The sequence below is a fragment of the Akkermansia sp. AE01SA01 genome, from assembly GCF_036417395.1.
Classification (GTDB): domain Bacteria; phylum Verrucomicrobiota; class Verrucomicrobiia; order Verrucomicrobiales; family Akkermansiaceae; genus Akkermansia.
In genome coordinates this window covers 3024918-3037605 of the sequence record NZ_CP143890.1, presented here as the reverse complement: position 1 = coordinate 3037605, position 12688 = coordinate 3024918, and the positions used below count along the sequence as shown (strand labels likewise).

The 12688-nt window shown below is 57.1% G+C and carries 12 protein-coding genes; 4 read left to right on the top strand and 8 right to left on the bottom strand.

The features are described from left to right. Positions 1 to 3: 3 nt before the first annotated feature. Positions 4 to 330: a hypothetical protein gene (locus V3C19_RS12325; RefSeq protein WP_295933531.1), complete on the top strand. Its 327-nt coding sequence runs from the start codon at positions 4 to 6 to the stop codon at positions 328 to 330. Between the two features lie 78 nt (positions 331 to 408). Then, the gene (locus tag V3C19_RS12320; protein ID WP_295933535.1) at positions 409 to 744 is read left to right on the top strand and encodes a hypothetical protein; all 336 of its coding nucleotides are present in this window, start codon (positions 409 to 411) and stop codon (positions 742 to 744) included. Between the two features lie 183 nt (positions 745 to 927). Here the strand turns inward: V3C19_RS12320 and V3C19_RS12315 are convergent, their stop codons facing one another. Beyond that, on the bottom strand, positions 928 to 2136 hold the full coding sequence (locus tag V3C19_RS12315) for a Coenzyme F420 hydrogenase/dehydrogenase, beta subunit C-terminal domain (RefSeq protein WP_295933538.1): 1209 nt from the start codon (positions 2134 to 2136) through the stop codon (positions 928 to 930). 527 nt (positions 2137 to 2663) lie between these two features. Here V3C19_RS12315 and V3C19_RS12310 point away from each other — a divergent pair. Beyond that, on the top strand, positions 2664 to 3782 hold the full coding sequence (locus V3C19_RS12310) for a Coenzyme F420 hydrogenase/dehydrogenase, beta subunit C-terminal domain (protein WP_330937192.1): 1119 nt from the start codon (positions 2664 to 2666) through the stop codon (positions 3780 to 3782). An 18-nt stretch (positions 3783 to 3800) separates the two neighbouring features. On the opposite strand, the gene V3C19_RS12305 is transcribed toward V3C19_RS12310, so the two are convergent. The 7 genes from V3C19_RS12305 to V3C19_RS12275 form a co-directional block, all read right to left on the bottom strand. Then, positions 3801 to 5321 carry an oligosaccharide flippase family protein gene (locus V3C19_RS12305; protein ID WP_295933546.1) on the bottom strand — a complete coding sequence of 507 codons (1521 nt, stop codon included), beginning with the start codon at positions 5319 to 5321 and terminating at the stop codon, positions 3801 to 3803. Between the two features lie 42 nt (positions 5322 to 5363). Then, positions 5364 to 6182 (bottom strand): UDP-2,3-diacylglucosamine diphosphatase LpxI, encoded by an 819-nt coding sequence (gene lpxI, locus V3C19_RS12300; protein WP_295933548.1) that lies wholly within the window; start codon positions 6180 to 6182, stop codon positions 5364 to 5366. Between the two features lie 32 nt (positions 6183 to 6214). After that, positions 6215 to 7489 carry a 2-oxo acid dehydrogenase subunit E2 gene (locus V3C19_RS12295; protein ID WP_130084200.1) on the bottom strand — a complete coding sequence of 425 codons (1275 nt, stop codon included), beginning with the start codon at positions 7487 to 7489 and terminating at the stop codon, positions 6215 to 6217. Positions 7490 to 7508: 19 nt separating this feature from the next. Next, the gene (locus V3C19_RS12290) at positions 7509 to 8483 is read right to left on the bottom strand and encodes a transketolase C-terminal domain-containing protein (RefSeq protein ID WP_130084201.1); all 975 of its coding nucleotides are present in this window, start codon (positions 8481 to 8483) and stop codon (positions 7509 to 7511) included. 21 nt (positions 8484 to 8504) lie between these two features. After that, positions 8505 to 9506, bottom strand: a complete 1002-nt coding sequence (locus V3C19_RS12285; protein WP_238623830.1) for a thiamine pyrophosphate-dependent dehydrogenase E1 component subunit alpha — start codon at positions 9504 to 9506, stop codon at positions 8505 to 8507. Positions 9507 to 9613: 107 nt separating this feature from the next. Then, positions 9614 to 10267, bottom strand: a complete 654-nt coding sequence (locus V3C19_RS12280; RefSeq protein WP_345786453.1) for a zinc metallopeptidase — start codon at positions 10265 to 10267, stop codon at positions 9614 to 9616. A gap of 206 nt (positions 10268 to 10473) precedes the next feature. Next, a complete protein-coding gene (locus tag V3C19_RS12275; protein WP_161981373.1) occupies positions 10474 to 10932 on the bottom strand; it encodes a PepSY-like domain-containing protein in 459 nt (152 codons plus the stop codon). Positions 10933 to 11109: 177 nt separating this feature from the next. Here V3C19_RS12275 and cobA point away from each other — a divergent pair, with 177 nt between their 5' ends. Then, positions 11110 to 12681: a uroporphyrinogen-III C-methyltransferase gene (cobA, locus tag V3C19_RS12270; RefSeq protein WP_238623831.1), complete on the top strand. Its 1572-nt coding sequence runs from the start codon at positions 11110 to 11112 to the stop codon at positions 12679 to 12681. The last annotated feature ends 7 nt before the right edge of the window (positions 12682 to 12688 follow it).

Here is a 12688-nt window from a genome sequence, read left to right as displayed (position 1 = left end):
GCCATGAATATTGAGGAAAAGGCCCTGTCCATGTTCCGTGCGGAACCTTACCGTTACAATTGCGCCCAGACCGTGTGCGCCGCCTTGGAGCGCATGGATTTGGTGGAGTCCCTGTCTGCATGCAGCGGAGGAAGGGCCCCGGACGGCTTGTGCGGAGCCTTGTACGGTGCGCTTCAATGCAGTCCGGAGGAATGCCGCGCAGACATCGTGGCGCGTTTTGTGGACAGATTGGGTTATTCCCGGTGCAAGGAGTTGAAAAAGAAGGGCCAAGTCTCTTGCCGTGAATGTGTTTCTACAGCCGTTTCCCTCGCCGCCGGGGCAAAGGCGTGAACGCACAATGACGCACGTCCTTTGACGATTTCTCATGAAAGCGTAGTCTATTAGATTGAATCTAAATAGATCAACATCATGAAAAAACTCATTTATACAGCAATAGCAGTACTGGCAGCGGTTCCCGTTGTCGCTTTCGCCCAGGGTGCCTGTGGAGGCTCTTCCTCCAATGGAGACAAGGGGGACAAGGATATGGCTGAAGCCAAGGAACATATGAAGAAGGGTGCCGAAGCCGCCAAGGATGCCGCCGCCAAAAAGATGGAACAAGGCAAGGAAGCAGTAAAAGACACTTACGAAAAAAGCAAGGATGCCGTGAAGGATACCTACCAGGACAGCAAGGATGCTGTGCAGCATGCGGCTGACCGGATGGGCGACAAGGCTGAAGCCGCCAAGGATGCGGCCAGAGATGCCTGAGGACAGTAGAATTGTTTTACATGTTCCTTTCCGCGCATTTCAGGCACGGAAGCCGTCTTTCAACCGTTTTCCGGCATGACGGCTGACCGGAATGATCCGATAGCGGAACATGTCCGCATCACGGCAGGTAAATCTCTGCCGTGATGCGGCTTTTGTGTTTGGAAGGGGAAAATTCCCGTCCGGTCAGCGCATTCTGCGGTCCCATATTTTTTTAGTCGAGCGTTTTACTTTTCTGGCGATCCGGCGCAGCAAGGAAGGCTGTCCTTTTTTATGGCACCGTGCAATGAGGGTTTCCAAAGGAACGGTGCCGATGTTATCATGGAACAGCTTTTCCGCAGGATGATGCGGAATGGATTGGTGGTAGGCGTGATTGTACCGTACGGCCAGTTCATAGGGAACGGCTTTGCAAGAAACTGTCGGCTGAATCTGCTTCCAGGCAGCTTCCCCCTTGGCAGAATGAATGAAGATAATTGATGTTCCCTTGTCGTCGTCCAGTTCCGGCATATTCAGGTCCACTCCCCAGAAGTCTCCCAGCGTGATGTCTGCATGCCTGCGCTCCTTGTGGGCGGGGCATGCGTAGCACGAGGGCCTCAAACAGAAGTTGCCCAGGAATCCCTGCATGAACAAGTCCTGGTGGAGAGTTTCCGCGTAGGCGGCTTTTCCATCGCCGAACCGGCACACCATGCTGAATGATTTCCATCCCACCCGCTTATCCCGGAATTGGACAGAGGTTACTTTGCGGTTTTCCTCTCCGGATTCCCGGAGGCGGATATATTCCTGGAAGAGCTTTGGAGAGGGGACGCCGTGGCAAATGATATCTACACAGAGTAGCAGAGGGTAGGCGCACTTCAAATATTGGTGAAGCGCGGCAATTTGGCACGGTGTTCCGGAGAAGAGTACTGGAAGGCCCTCTTTCAAGTCTTTTTTGACGGTGCGGTATATCCATCCGGTGTCGCTCTGGATATATTTGGAGCCGCGCAGGGTGGAGAGTTCCTCCGGCGTGGTGATACGGATGTGCCGGACGCGGAGGTTCTCTCCCATGGCCGCTCCATATACGGTTCCTCCTTTTTTCAGGATGGATATGGCCAGCGCGCTGAATATACCGCCGGAAGAACTGGCAAGCCGTATGGATTCGTCCTTGTTCCATCCCGCATACACGGCCAGGGGGTTTTGTTGCGGAGAAGGGTGGGATTCCGCATGAAGCACGGGGCAGATGCGGATACATGTTTTGCAGCCCGTGCAGTCCATTGAATGAACCCTGGGGCGAACGAAGCCTTCCGCATCCGGAACGAGTTTAATGGCATTTTTCGGGCAGGAGTTCATGCATGCACCGCAGCCGCTGCACAGGGGAACCAGTTTGTTCAGTGTGTCTGGAGCCAGTGGAGAATTCATAAAAACATGATGAGAGGGCGATTAAGGGGCTGGAGCGGGGACATACCGGATTTGGAATTCGGAGTCAAGCTACAATTCTGAGGAAAAGGCATTTGGCATCATTCTCTACTCATTTGTTGGAACTCCGCCTTTCCGGACATGGACCCCGCCTGGTTCCAGCAGAAGGAAAATTTACACAACGCAAGCGGAAGAGAATTTTTCTTCATCTTTTTATTACGCGGGGTCAACAACCATCATTCTTGACTCTCCATCATAATATTACGTCTTTTTTCCGAAACAGCGAATTTTCCGATTATTTGGAACTCAAGAGCCGGACCGTCCGAAAAGGGAACTTGATTGTCTCTATAAAAAAGCAGGTCGAATTCCAAATCCGTGCCGTCGAATTCCAAATCCGCCAGTTTCTGTTTTGTTCAGCATTAGAACCTTTTATGAGAAAGGCCTTGAGCCAGAATTTTTTAATACAGTCCGTACCTTCATGTTCCGGTTGTTCGGCCTGTCTGAATTCATGCCCTGCGCATTCTATCGTGATGAGAGAGAACGGCGGCGGTTTCCGGTATCCTCATATTGATGAGTCTTCATGCATCGGGTGCAGGAAGTGCATCAAGGTGTGTCCGGTGTTTAATGGGGAAATGCGCGGCTGTTCCTCCACCGGGGCGGATCATGAGCCTGCCGCATACGGAGGCTGGAATCTGGATGATGAAGTCAGGCTTGCCAGTTCTTCCGGCGGCGTGTTCAGTGCCTTGGCCATGTCCGTTTTGGAGAAGGGGGGAGCCGTGTACGGGGCGTCCATGGAGGAGGAGCTCCGCGTACGCCATGTTCGTGTGGATGATGCCGGGCAGCTTTTCCGGCTGCGGGGGGCGAAATACCGCCAAAGTGATATAGGGACCGTTTATCAAAGTGTCCGACAGGATTTGAAGGCCGGTATTCCGGTCCTGTTTTCCGGTGTTCCCTGCCAGATTGGAGGGTTGCTGAGTTTTTTGGGCGCCCGGCATGAGCTCCTGCTGACCGTCGATATTATTTGCCACGGAGTACCGTCCGACCATTTGTTTGAGGCTTACGTCAAATGGCAGGAGGCCAATTATGGTTCACGCGTGCGGAAAGTGGATTTCAGAAACAAGAATACCGGATGGAAAAATTACAGTCTGCTCCTGGAGTTTGAGGAAGGAAGACGTTATGCCGCTCCGTTTACGCGAGACCCTTTCATGGGGGGATTTTTAATGGATATTTGCCTGAGGCCGGGATGTTATGCATGTATGTTTCACAAGACGCCCCGGCAGGCCGATATTACGCTCGGGGATTTTTGGGGCGTGCAATGGGTTGCCCCGGAGCTGGACAGGGATGACGGGGTGTCTCTGGTGCTGGAGCATTCGGAGAAGGGGCGTGAAGCCTTGCGTGCGGCAGGCGGCCGTCTTTATTTGGAGAGAGTGGATTTTCAAAAGGCAATTGCCCAGAATCCTTCCTATTCCCATTCTGCAAACATGCCGGCGGATTATCGAAAATGGGCGGAGGGCCTGGAGAGAGGGCCGGCGCGGCGGTGGATGAACCGCATTTCCAGGCGTTGGAATCCTTCTTTTCTCATGCGGTTGTTGAGGAAAGTATGGAGAAAGTGGAAGGCCTTCATACGCACATGGAAGGCAAAGTCCTGACAATCCGGGATGAAGGGATCAGGTATTTTTCCGAAAACGTCTGAACGTATTCAGGATGAGTGATTTTTCCGAGTCATTCATATAAAAAAGCCACGCGCAGAGGATGTAGCATGCCGTAAAGAGAAAGATGCCTGTAAAGAACGGCATCAGGGACGACATAGGAATCAGCCAGGCGAGCAGGGCCCCGGTTGTGGATAGAATGAGGGCAGGCAGCAGACTGCCTTTCAGGAGGCGGGAGAAGAAGACCTTGATGTTGATTCCCACTTTTTTGTGGTAGAAGTAATTCATGGCAATGCACTGTCCGCAGATCAGGGAGAGGGCCGTTCCCGCCGCCAGTCCCGGTGCGCCGAAGGATTTGGACAGCATGTATCCCACGATGACGTTGCAAACGGCAATGACCAGCAGTATTCCGGCCCGGTAATTGTGCATATTTTTGGCCTGCACGATTTGAATTCCCAGGTTTTGGACCAGGGGAAGGCTCAGGGGAATGACCACAAGCAACCCGATGATCCAGCAGATATAAGTGCGGGAACCCAGAGTTCTGCCCACCCACAGGGTCAGGAATTGCTGGCCGAAAAAGATGAAGCCCATCATCAGCAGGCCTATGAAGAGGAGCTGGAGGCGTCCGACGCGCGCCATAAGCCTCGTCAGTGCCTGGTTGGTCTGGTTCAGGGCAACCATGGAAACAATTTTTGGGAAGAAAACGCCTGCCACGGCAGTGGAAACGATGATGAAGTAATTGGAGAAGTTGATCCCCAGGGAGAAGAGAGTCACGTCCATGGGACCCGACGTGTGCGCTATGATGATGTTCCCCGTTTTCCAGTAAAGGAGGTCTGCAATGCTTCCGACGAAGATCCAGCAGGAGTATGTGAGGATGACTTTCAGGATTTCCGGGGAGATTTTCCACTGGATGCGGGTGCCCAGCCCCTTGATGGAGTAGAAGATGGAGCCTGCCAGAATGGCAAATCCGGAAGCCACGTTGATGATGACCAGGGTGATGGCCTTATATCCCCACCACAGGAAGAGGACGGAAGCGGCCACCGCCAGCATGGCGGAAGTGATGTTGATAAGCCCGGGCACAATGAATTTCTGATGGCCGGAGGGAATGCCGGCAAATACCTTGAATGGGAAGTAGAGAACCGTATACGAAAAGGAGATCAGGTACATGACCTTGAAATTTTCCAGGTTTTCTCCATGAAGTGAGGGAAAAAGGACCGGGATGTTCCAATAGACGATTATTCCGGCCACGAAAATGACCAACCCGGAAATGATGTTGAGCAGCATGACGTTGCTAAGGAAGACGGCTTCCTTCTTTTGGTCCTTTTTGGCGCGGAATTCCGCTACGTAGCGTGAGACGGTGGCGGAGATGCCGAAGTCCGCCAGAATCATCCACATGATGACGGAGGATACCAGGGTGTACGTTCCGTATTCCACGGCTCCCAGGCAGGAGAGAACGTAGGGGGTCATGAAGAACGCCGTTCCCAGGCGCAGGGCCGTACTGGCGAAATTGAGAGCGACTCCTGCCTTGAGCTGGTTCATGAGGAAGGTTGAGGTGCCGGACGCTGGAACGAACGGATGGTTCTAAATGGCGTGGAGGCTGATTTTATGTTTTTTGCAGAGTTCCGTCACACGCTCGCGTTCCAGCAGGATGGTTTTTCCCGCTTCAAGCGCAACTTGGCGGATGCCGCATTCCGCGCATGTTTCCATGGTGGCGGGGCCTACGGTGGGGATGTCGAAGCGCATGTCGTGCCCCTGGCGTGCCACTTTTGCCAGCGTGGCGGGTTTGCCCCCGGCAAGCTGGCCGCCGCGGCGGATGCAGTTGTTAGTGCCTTCAATGGCCTCTACGGCTACGACGGTACCTTGGTGTACGATGACGGACTGGCCGATGTGCAGGCGGCTGATTTCCTTGGCTGTCTGCATGCCGAAGACGGCGTCTTTCCATTGTTCCGGGGTAGGCCTAGGGCCGGCGATGTGGCCCGGCTGCGGCATGTGTTCCTCCATGTATGTGGAGGCAGGCAGGATGTTGAAGCCTTCCTTTTCCGCTTCCGTGATGACTGCCCCCAGCAGGGAGTCCGCGTTTTTCTCCGGCATGCGCATCAGGACGGAAAGGGCGCGCAGGTCCGGCCGGAGGGAAAGGATGTTTTTGGGGTTGATGCCCCCCGCCATGATGACGTCTTTTACCCCGTGTTTTTTCAGGAAGGAGAAGGGCTTGCTGATTTGCCCTACGCTGAATTCCTGGTACTCATCGCACAGGGGAATGACCGCAGGGTTGGTTTCTCCCTTGAAGCCCACGGCCACGATGCGCAAGTGCGGCGTGTGGCGGCGCGCTCCCCGGACGATGTATTCCGGATAGGCCCCGTCACCGGCTACCAGACCTAAAATAGGCGGATTGGTGGTCATGCGGCTTGAGCAGGCGGAAGGTATGGGAGGAGCTACAGGTATTCCGGGCGCTGGAGCAGTTCCGCCACCCGCTTGAGCACGCGGCCGATGTCGGCGCCGTCCACCACGCGGTGATCCCCCGTAGCCACGATGTTGGCCTTGGAAATGGGAATGAACGCTTCCACTTCATCACTCCATACCGGTGTTTTGGTCACGGCGCCTACGCCCAGAATGATGGATTCGCTGGGCATGGGCATGGGAGCGGCGAAGGTGAGGCCGAAGCCGCCGAAGTTGGTGACAGTGGCGATGCCTCCCGTGCTGTCTTCCGGGGCGAGCCTTCTGCGGCGCGCCTGGGCGATCAGGCGGTTGTAGTCCTCCAGCAGTTCTTCCATTGTCCGTTCATTCACACGGCGCAGTACGGGAACCATGACGCCGTCCGCCACCTGAACGGCGATGCCGATGTCAATGGTGCGAGGGGAAAGGATGTTTTCCCCCACCAGATAGCCCGCGCATTCCGGGTTTTCCGCCAGGGCCAGAGCCAGGGCGCGCGCAAAGTAAAGGGTGATGCCGGGCCGGTGCGGGGAGTGCTGCCTGTGTTTGATCAGGGGATCCATGAACACGGGACGCCCGGCGGAGGCCAGAGGACGCGTCCAGCTGCGGCGCATGGCGTCCGCCACGGCCAGGCGCATGGAGGATGCCTTGCGGCGCGGCCACTGGCTGACGTATTCCAGGAATTCCTCCAGATCATCAATGGTGACGCGGCCGCCGGATCCGGAACCGGAGATGAAGGCTATGTCGGACGCCCTCATGCCGAGTTCATCCATGCGGGCTTTCATGCGGGGGGACATGTAGTGGGCGCCTTTCATGCCGGCGGGAACGGGCAATCCGCGCACGCTGGGCTGTACCTTCAGGTCTGCGTCGTGTTCCTGATAGGAGTCTCCCGTTATGCCGAAGTGGACACCGGCAGGCTTGTCCGTCGCGGCGGGGGCGGCAGGGGAGGAATGGGGGACGGATTCCGGGCTGGCGGGCAGGGAGGGCTGGTTGTCTTCCCCCGCCGGGGTGGCCCCGGAACGTTCTATTTCCTCGTCCGTGGCCTCAATCATCGCCATGCAGGCGCCGACCACGACGGAGTCCCCCTCCTTGATGAACATGTCGCTGAGGATGCCGCCGCACATGGTGGTGACGCCCATCGTGGCCTTGTTGGTCTCTACCTCAAAGATTTCCTGGTCGGCTTCTACGGTGTCCCCCGGAGCCGCCAGCAGGCGGAGCACGGTGGCCTCCGCAATGGAGTCCCCGAGCTGGGGCATGAGAATGGGTACTTTAGGCATGGTTGGAAACTGGGTTGAATCAAATGGATAAAAGATGGCGGATGGACGCGGCGATGGATTCCAGAGTGGGACGGTGAGCTTTCCACAGGTTGGGATGCTGGGGGATGGGCGTGTCTTTGGCGTTGAGCCGCTGGGGAGGCGCGTCAAGCAGGTGGAAGCCTTCCGCCACGATGCGGGAGACTATTTCCGCCGTGACTCCGCCCCACGGAAAGTCTTCCCCGACTACCAGCACGCGGCCCGTGCGCGCCACGGAGGCGATGACGGTGTCCATGTCCAGCGGACGCACGGTGCGCATGTCCACCACTTCCACTTCATAACCGCTTTCCCGCGCCAGAAGGTCCGCCGCACGGACGGCTTCATGCACCATGGCGCTGTACGCCACTACTGTGGCGTGTTTTCCGGTGCGGGCGATGCGCGCCATGCCGAAGGGGACGACGGGTGCTTCCTTGTAGTTGTCTTCCGCCTTTAACCAGCGGTACAGGAATTTGTGTTCCAGGAAGATGACCGGATCAGGGATTTCCACGGCCTGGCGAAGCATCCAGTAGGCGTCCGCCACCGTGGCCGGCGTCATGACATGCAGACCGGGATAATGGGCGAACAGGGCTTCCATGCTCTGGCTGTGGAAGGGGCCCGTGCCGGGCGTTCCGCCGCAGGGGAGACGCACTGTAATATTGGCCGGAATGCCCGTACGGTAGTAGTGGGTGGCGGCCATGTTGACAATCTGGTTGAAAGCAATCGTGCTGAAGTCCGCAAACTGGACTTCCATGATGGGCTTTTTGCCCATGACGGCCGCGCCGGTGACCATGCCCGCCATGGCGTCCTCACTGATGGGGGCGTCTATCACGCGGTCCGGGAACAGATCCTTCAGGCCCTTGGTGGCCTTGAATGCGCCGCCGAAAACGCCTATGTCCTGCCCGTACAGGAAGACGTCCTTGTCTTCCGTCAGCAGGTCTTTCTGGGCGTCGTGAATGGCATCAATGTATGTTACGCTCATGGGAATGTTCCGTTTGCGGTCTTAATAAGGTCTCCAGACAGTGGCGTTCCAGTCTTCCCGGAAGGGGTCCGGCTCCGGTTCCCGCTGTGCCGTGGCTACGGCAAGCTGCACTTCGTCCGCATACTGCCGTTTCAGGTCCGCCGCTTCTTCCGGAGTAAGCCATCCGGCTTCCAGAAGCTGGCGCTCCGCGACGGATACGGGGTCCTTTTTTTCATATTCCTCCTTCAGTTCCTTAGGGATGTAAGAGGCGTCGTCATGTTCCCCGTGGCCGCACATGCGCAGGGTTTTGGCCAGCACCCACTGGGGGCCATCTCCGATGCGCGCGCTGCCTACGGCTTTCCGGAACGTTTCCAGAAGGGCCATGAAGTCAGTGCCGTCCACTTCATGAACGGCGAATCCGTAGCCGCGGCCCCTGTCCGCCAGGGAGGCAGTGCCGAATTCGCGGACATTGGGCGTGGAATAGGCGAATTGGTTATTCGTCACGACCAGCACCAGGGGAAGCTGTTCCACCTTGGCCATGTTGGCCGCTTCATGAAAGGCTCCCGTGGAAGTGGTGCCGTCCCCGCAGAAAACCATGCCTACGGGGCCCGGAAGCTTGCCGTCCAGCCGTTTGGCGAAAAGGCAGCCGTTGACAAAAGCCACGGAGCTGCCCAGATGGCTGATGGGGGCCATGTAGCCTTCAGCCGGAAGGCCGCGGTGAACGTTGCCGTCCCTCCCCTTCATGTATCCCAGGGCGGACCCCAGGTAGGCGCGTGCCGCCTCAATGATAGGTTCCCCCCATGCGACGCGGGCGGCCTGTTCGCGGATGAAGGGCGCAATTACGTCGTAGCCGGCGGTAAGAAAAACGCCGCCGCAGGCGGCAATGGCCTCATGGCCCCTGCCCAGATAAACGCCGCCCGTGATTTTTCCGGCTTTATAAAGGCTGGAAATTTTGGTGTCGAAGGCGCGCGCCAGAAGAATGGCTTGATAGGCCTTGAGGGCGCTTGCCTGCAAATCCGGTAATGTAGTGTCGCCATGTGCCACGTCCTTATTTTATATGCTGCATGCGGAAATGCAATGTCATTTCATCATACGCCGGGCCTCCCGGCCTTCCGGTCGGCCGGAGGGCCGGTCCGGAAGGTTCGCAGGGGTCAGTTTCTGCCCCTGGCGTTCATGAAAATGAACACGTAGTACAGCAGCATGGCCAGGGAGGAAAGAGCCCCCACCACATAGGTCATGGCCGCCCAGAAGAGGGCGCTTTTGGCCTTGCCATGGTCAAAATAGTTCATCAGGTGTGAGCGGTCCAGCCATTTCAGAGCTCTGGCGGAAGCGTCAAATTCCACCGGTAGCGTGATGAAAGCAAATATCGTAGTGACGGCGAACAGGCCGATGCCCAGCCCCAATACCCAGGGGGAACCGCCCATCGCCAGCAGGACAATGCCGATCATCAGCACGATTCCGACCAGGTTGGAGGATAGCTGCACCACGGGCACCAGCGCGGAGCGCAGTCCCAGCCAGTGGTAGGCCTGGGCGTGCTGGACGGCATGCCCCACTTCATGGGCCGCCACGGCCGCTGCCGCGATGCTGTTGGAGTTGTAAACGGATTCGCTCAAATTGACGGTCTTGTCCGCCGGATTGTAGTGGTCCGTCAGATGGCCTGGGGTGGACGTCACCTTGACGTCCGTGATGTGGTTGTCTTTCAGCATTTGCTCAGCCACTTCCCGTCCCGTCATCGGGATGGGAATCTGGGAGTATTCGCTGAAACGGCTTTTCATCCGCGCGCTGACCAGCCAGCTGAGCAGCATGGAGCCCAGCAGGATGATCCAATAAATGGTATAGGAATGCTGCGGAGCGGATTCCGCGTTTTGCACGTAATAGGAAAGGATATTTACGTTGAAGAATTCAATCATTGCAGTTTTGACTTTATATCATCTGGTTTCATTGACTCCAGCGAGCGGCGTGTCAGTGTACGGCCCGTTTGTCATCAAGGGTTCATGCCCCTGGGGAAGGATCAGTCGTCAATTTTTTTGGAAAGTAGCCTGCCGTCCGGGGTATAATACAGTTCCAGCTTTCGGACGGCGGCGCTTTCCGAACGGCAGTCGACGCGGTATTTTACGGTTCCCCGTACGGTGATTTGTTTGGCGCTGCGCAGGGCGTATCCCGGAAAGTCCTTAGCGACCGCCGCCGTGACCGGAGCAGGAAGGCTCTGGAGGGGAACATCCGCCTTGATGAGGAAGACGGTGCCGTCTGCGGAGAGTTTCATCTCGTATTCCAGGCCGTTGATGTGGAATTCCGCTTCATAGACGTCTTCGTCATGGTCAAAGTCCCATTCGATGACGCCGGCGTTCGGAAACTGGTTCTGCACTTGGGCTTTGACGGGGGCGGGCACATTGGAGGCCGGGATGTCTGCAAAACCGGATGCGATGAATGCGGCACAGAGAACTGGTAAAAGAATTCCGGAAATGTTCATAACATATGCAATAATTGTATTCATTAAAAAAACAAGATTTTTTTCAGGCTTCCGTGTGACAGTTGCGTCACGCATTACCCTCAGAAAAATGAGGCGGATTTGATTGGAAGGGGGTGTCTCCGGGAATTTTCCCCCATCCACAGGAACAGTTTCCGTTTTACGAGCGTACGTGTGCGTATGGCGGGGTTTGTTATCGCCAGGGGACTGTTCGTGAGGTTGAATGACAACATGCAACAGGGTATCGTCTATTTGCTTGGAGCGGGTCCGGGAGACCCCGGTCTGATTACGGTCCGCGGCCGGGAGCTGGTGGAAACGGCGGAAGTGCTGGTGTACGACGCGCTGAGTTCCGCAGAGATGCTGAATTGGGCGCCCGTTTTCTGTGAAAGGATTTTTGTAGGCAAAAGAGCTTCCCGGCATGCGCTGCCGCAGGAGGAAATCAATGCCCTGCTGGTCAAGCTGGCCCGCAATGGGAAAAAAGTGGTGCGGCTGAAAGGGGGAGACCCGTATGTGTTCGGCCGGGGGGGAGAGGAGGCGGAAGCCCTGAATGCTGCCGGCGTTGCTTTTGAAGTTGTACCGGGCATCACTTCCGCCATTGCGGGTCCCGCCTATGCGGGCATTCCGGTGACGCACCGCAGGCATTGCACGCAGTTTACCGTGTTTACGGGCCATGAAGACGTGAACAAGAAGGAGTCTTCCTTGGACTTGAAGGGAATCGCAGAGGCTCAGGGGACGAAGGTCATGCTGATGGGCATGCAGAAGCTGGAGGAAATATGCAAGGCCCTGATCGGTTATGGACAGACCCCTTCTACGCCTGCCGCCGCCATTCAATGGGCCACGACGGGGAGACAGCGCACCGTGGCGGGTACGGTGGAGACACTGCCCGGAAAAGTGTTGAAGGCCGGGCTGGGCGCTCCGTCCGTGGTCGTGATCGGGGACGTTGTGGAGGAACGCGTCCATCTGGATTGGTTTGAACGCCTTCCCTTGTTCGGAAAGCGCATCGTGGTGACCCGCACGCGGGCGCAGGCGGGGGAATTGAGTTCCCGGCTGCGCCGCCTGGGTGCGGAAGTGCTGGAAATGCCCACCATCCGAATCGCCCCCCCTACGGACAAGCGGGAATTTGCGGAAGCCGTAGTGCATGCCCATACCTATGACTGGCTTGTTTTTTCCAGTCCCAACGGCGTGGAACGCTTCTTCCAGGCATTTTTTGCCGTATACAAGGACATCCGGAGCATCGGGGGCGCCAGGATCGCCGCCATCGGGCCGGGGACGGAAGCCAAGCTCCGGGAATACGGGCTGGCTGTGGATATCATGCCTAAGAAGTACGTGGCGGAAGGGCTGGTCAAGGCATTCAAGGACGCCCGGGAGGAGATAGGCACCATTGAACACAGCACGTTTCTGTGGGTACGCGGGGAAGACGCCCGCCGCGTTATCTACGACGGCCTGATGTCCATGGGAGCCATTGTGGACGAATGCGTAGCTTATAAAACGGAACCGGAGACGGATGATGTGGCCGGAGCCCAGGCTGTCTTCCGGGAGACGGGGGCGGACATCGTGACGTTCACCAGCTCCTCCACGGCGGAGAATTTCTTCAAGCTCGGACTGCCCTGGCCGGCCGGGTGCAAGGCGGCCAGCATCGGCCCCGTGACTACGGATACTTTAAAGGAACTGGGACATCCCCCTGCCATCAAGGCCAGGGAGCATGATATCAACGGCCTGGTGGAAGCCATCCTCAAGGCCTGCGGCAAGTAACGGGGAG

Coding starts and splice junctions, on each gene's coding strand:
- V3C19_RS12325 (WP_295933531.1), top strand. CDS start 4: ATGAATATTGAGGAAAAGGCCCTGTCCATGTTCCGTGCGGAACCTTAC.
- V3C19_RS12320 (WP_295933535.1), top strand. CDS start 409: ATGAAAAAACTCATTTATACAGCAATAGCAGTACTGGCAGCGGTTCCC.
- V3C19_RS12315 (WP_295933538.1), bottom strand. CDS start 2,136: ATGAATTCTCCACTGGCTCCAGACACACTGAACAAACTGGTTCCCCTG.
- V3C19_RS12310 (WP_330937192.1), top strand. CDS start 2,664: ATGAGAGAGAACGGCGGCGGTTTCCGGTATCCTCATATTGATGAGTCT.
- V3C19_RS12305 (WP_295933546.1), bottom strand. CDS start 5,321: ATGAACCAGCTCAAGGCAGGAGTCGCTCTCAATTTCGCCAGTACGGCC.
- lpxI (WP_295933548.1), bottom strand. CDS start 6,182: ATGACCACCAATCCGCCTATTTTAGGTCTGGTAGCCGGTGACGGGGCC.
- V3C19_RS12295 (WP_130084200.1), bottom strand. CDS start 7,489: ATGCCTAAAGTACCCATTCTCATGCCCCAGCTCGGGGACTCCATTGCG.
- V3C19_RS12290 (WP_130084201.1), bottom strand. CDS start 8,483: ATGAGCGTAACATACATTGATGCCATTCACGACGCCCAGAAAGACCTG.
- V3C19_RS12280 (WP_345786453.1), bottom strand. CDS start 10,267: ATGCTGCTCAGCTGGCTGGTCAGCGCGCGGATGAAAAGCCGTTTCAGC.
- V3C19_RS12275 (WP_161981373.1), bottom strand. CDS start 10,932: ATGAACATTTCCGGAATTCTTTTACCAGTTCTCTGTGCCGCATTCATC.
- cobA (WP_238623831.1), top strand. CDS start 11,110: ATGGCGGGGTTTGTTATCGCCAGGGGACTGTTCGTGAGGTTGAATGAC.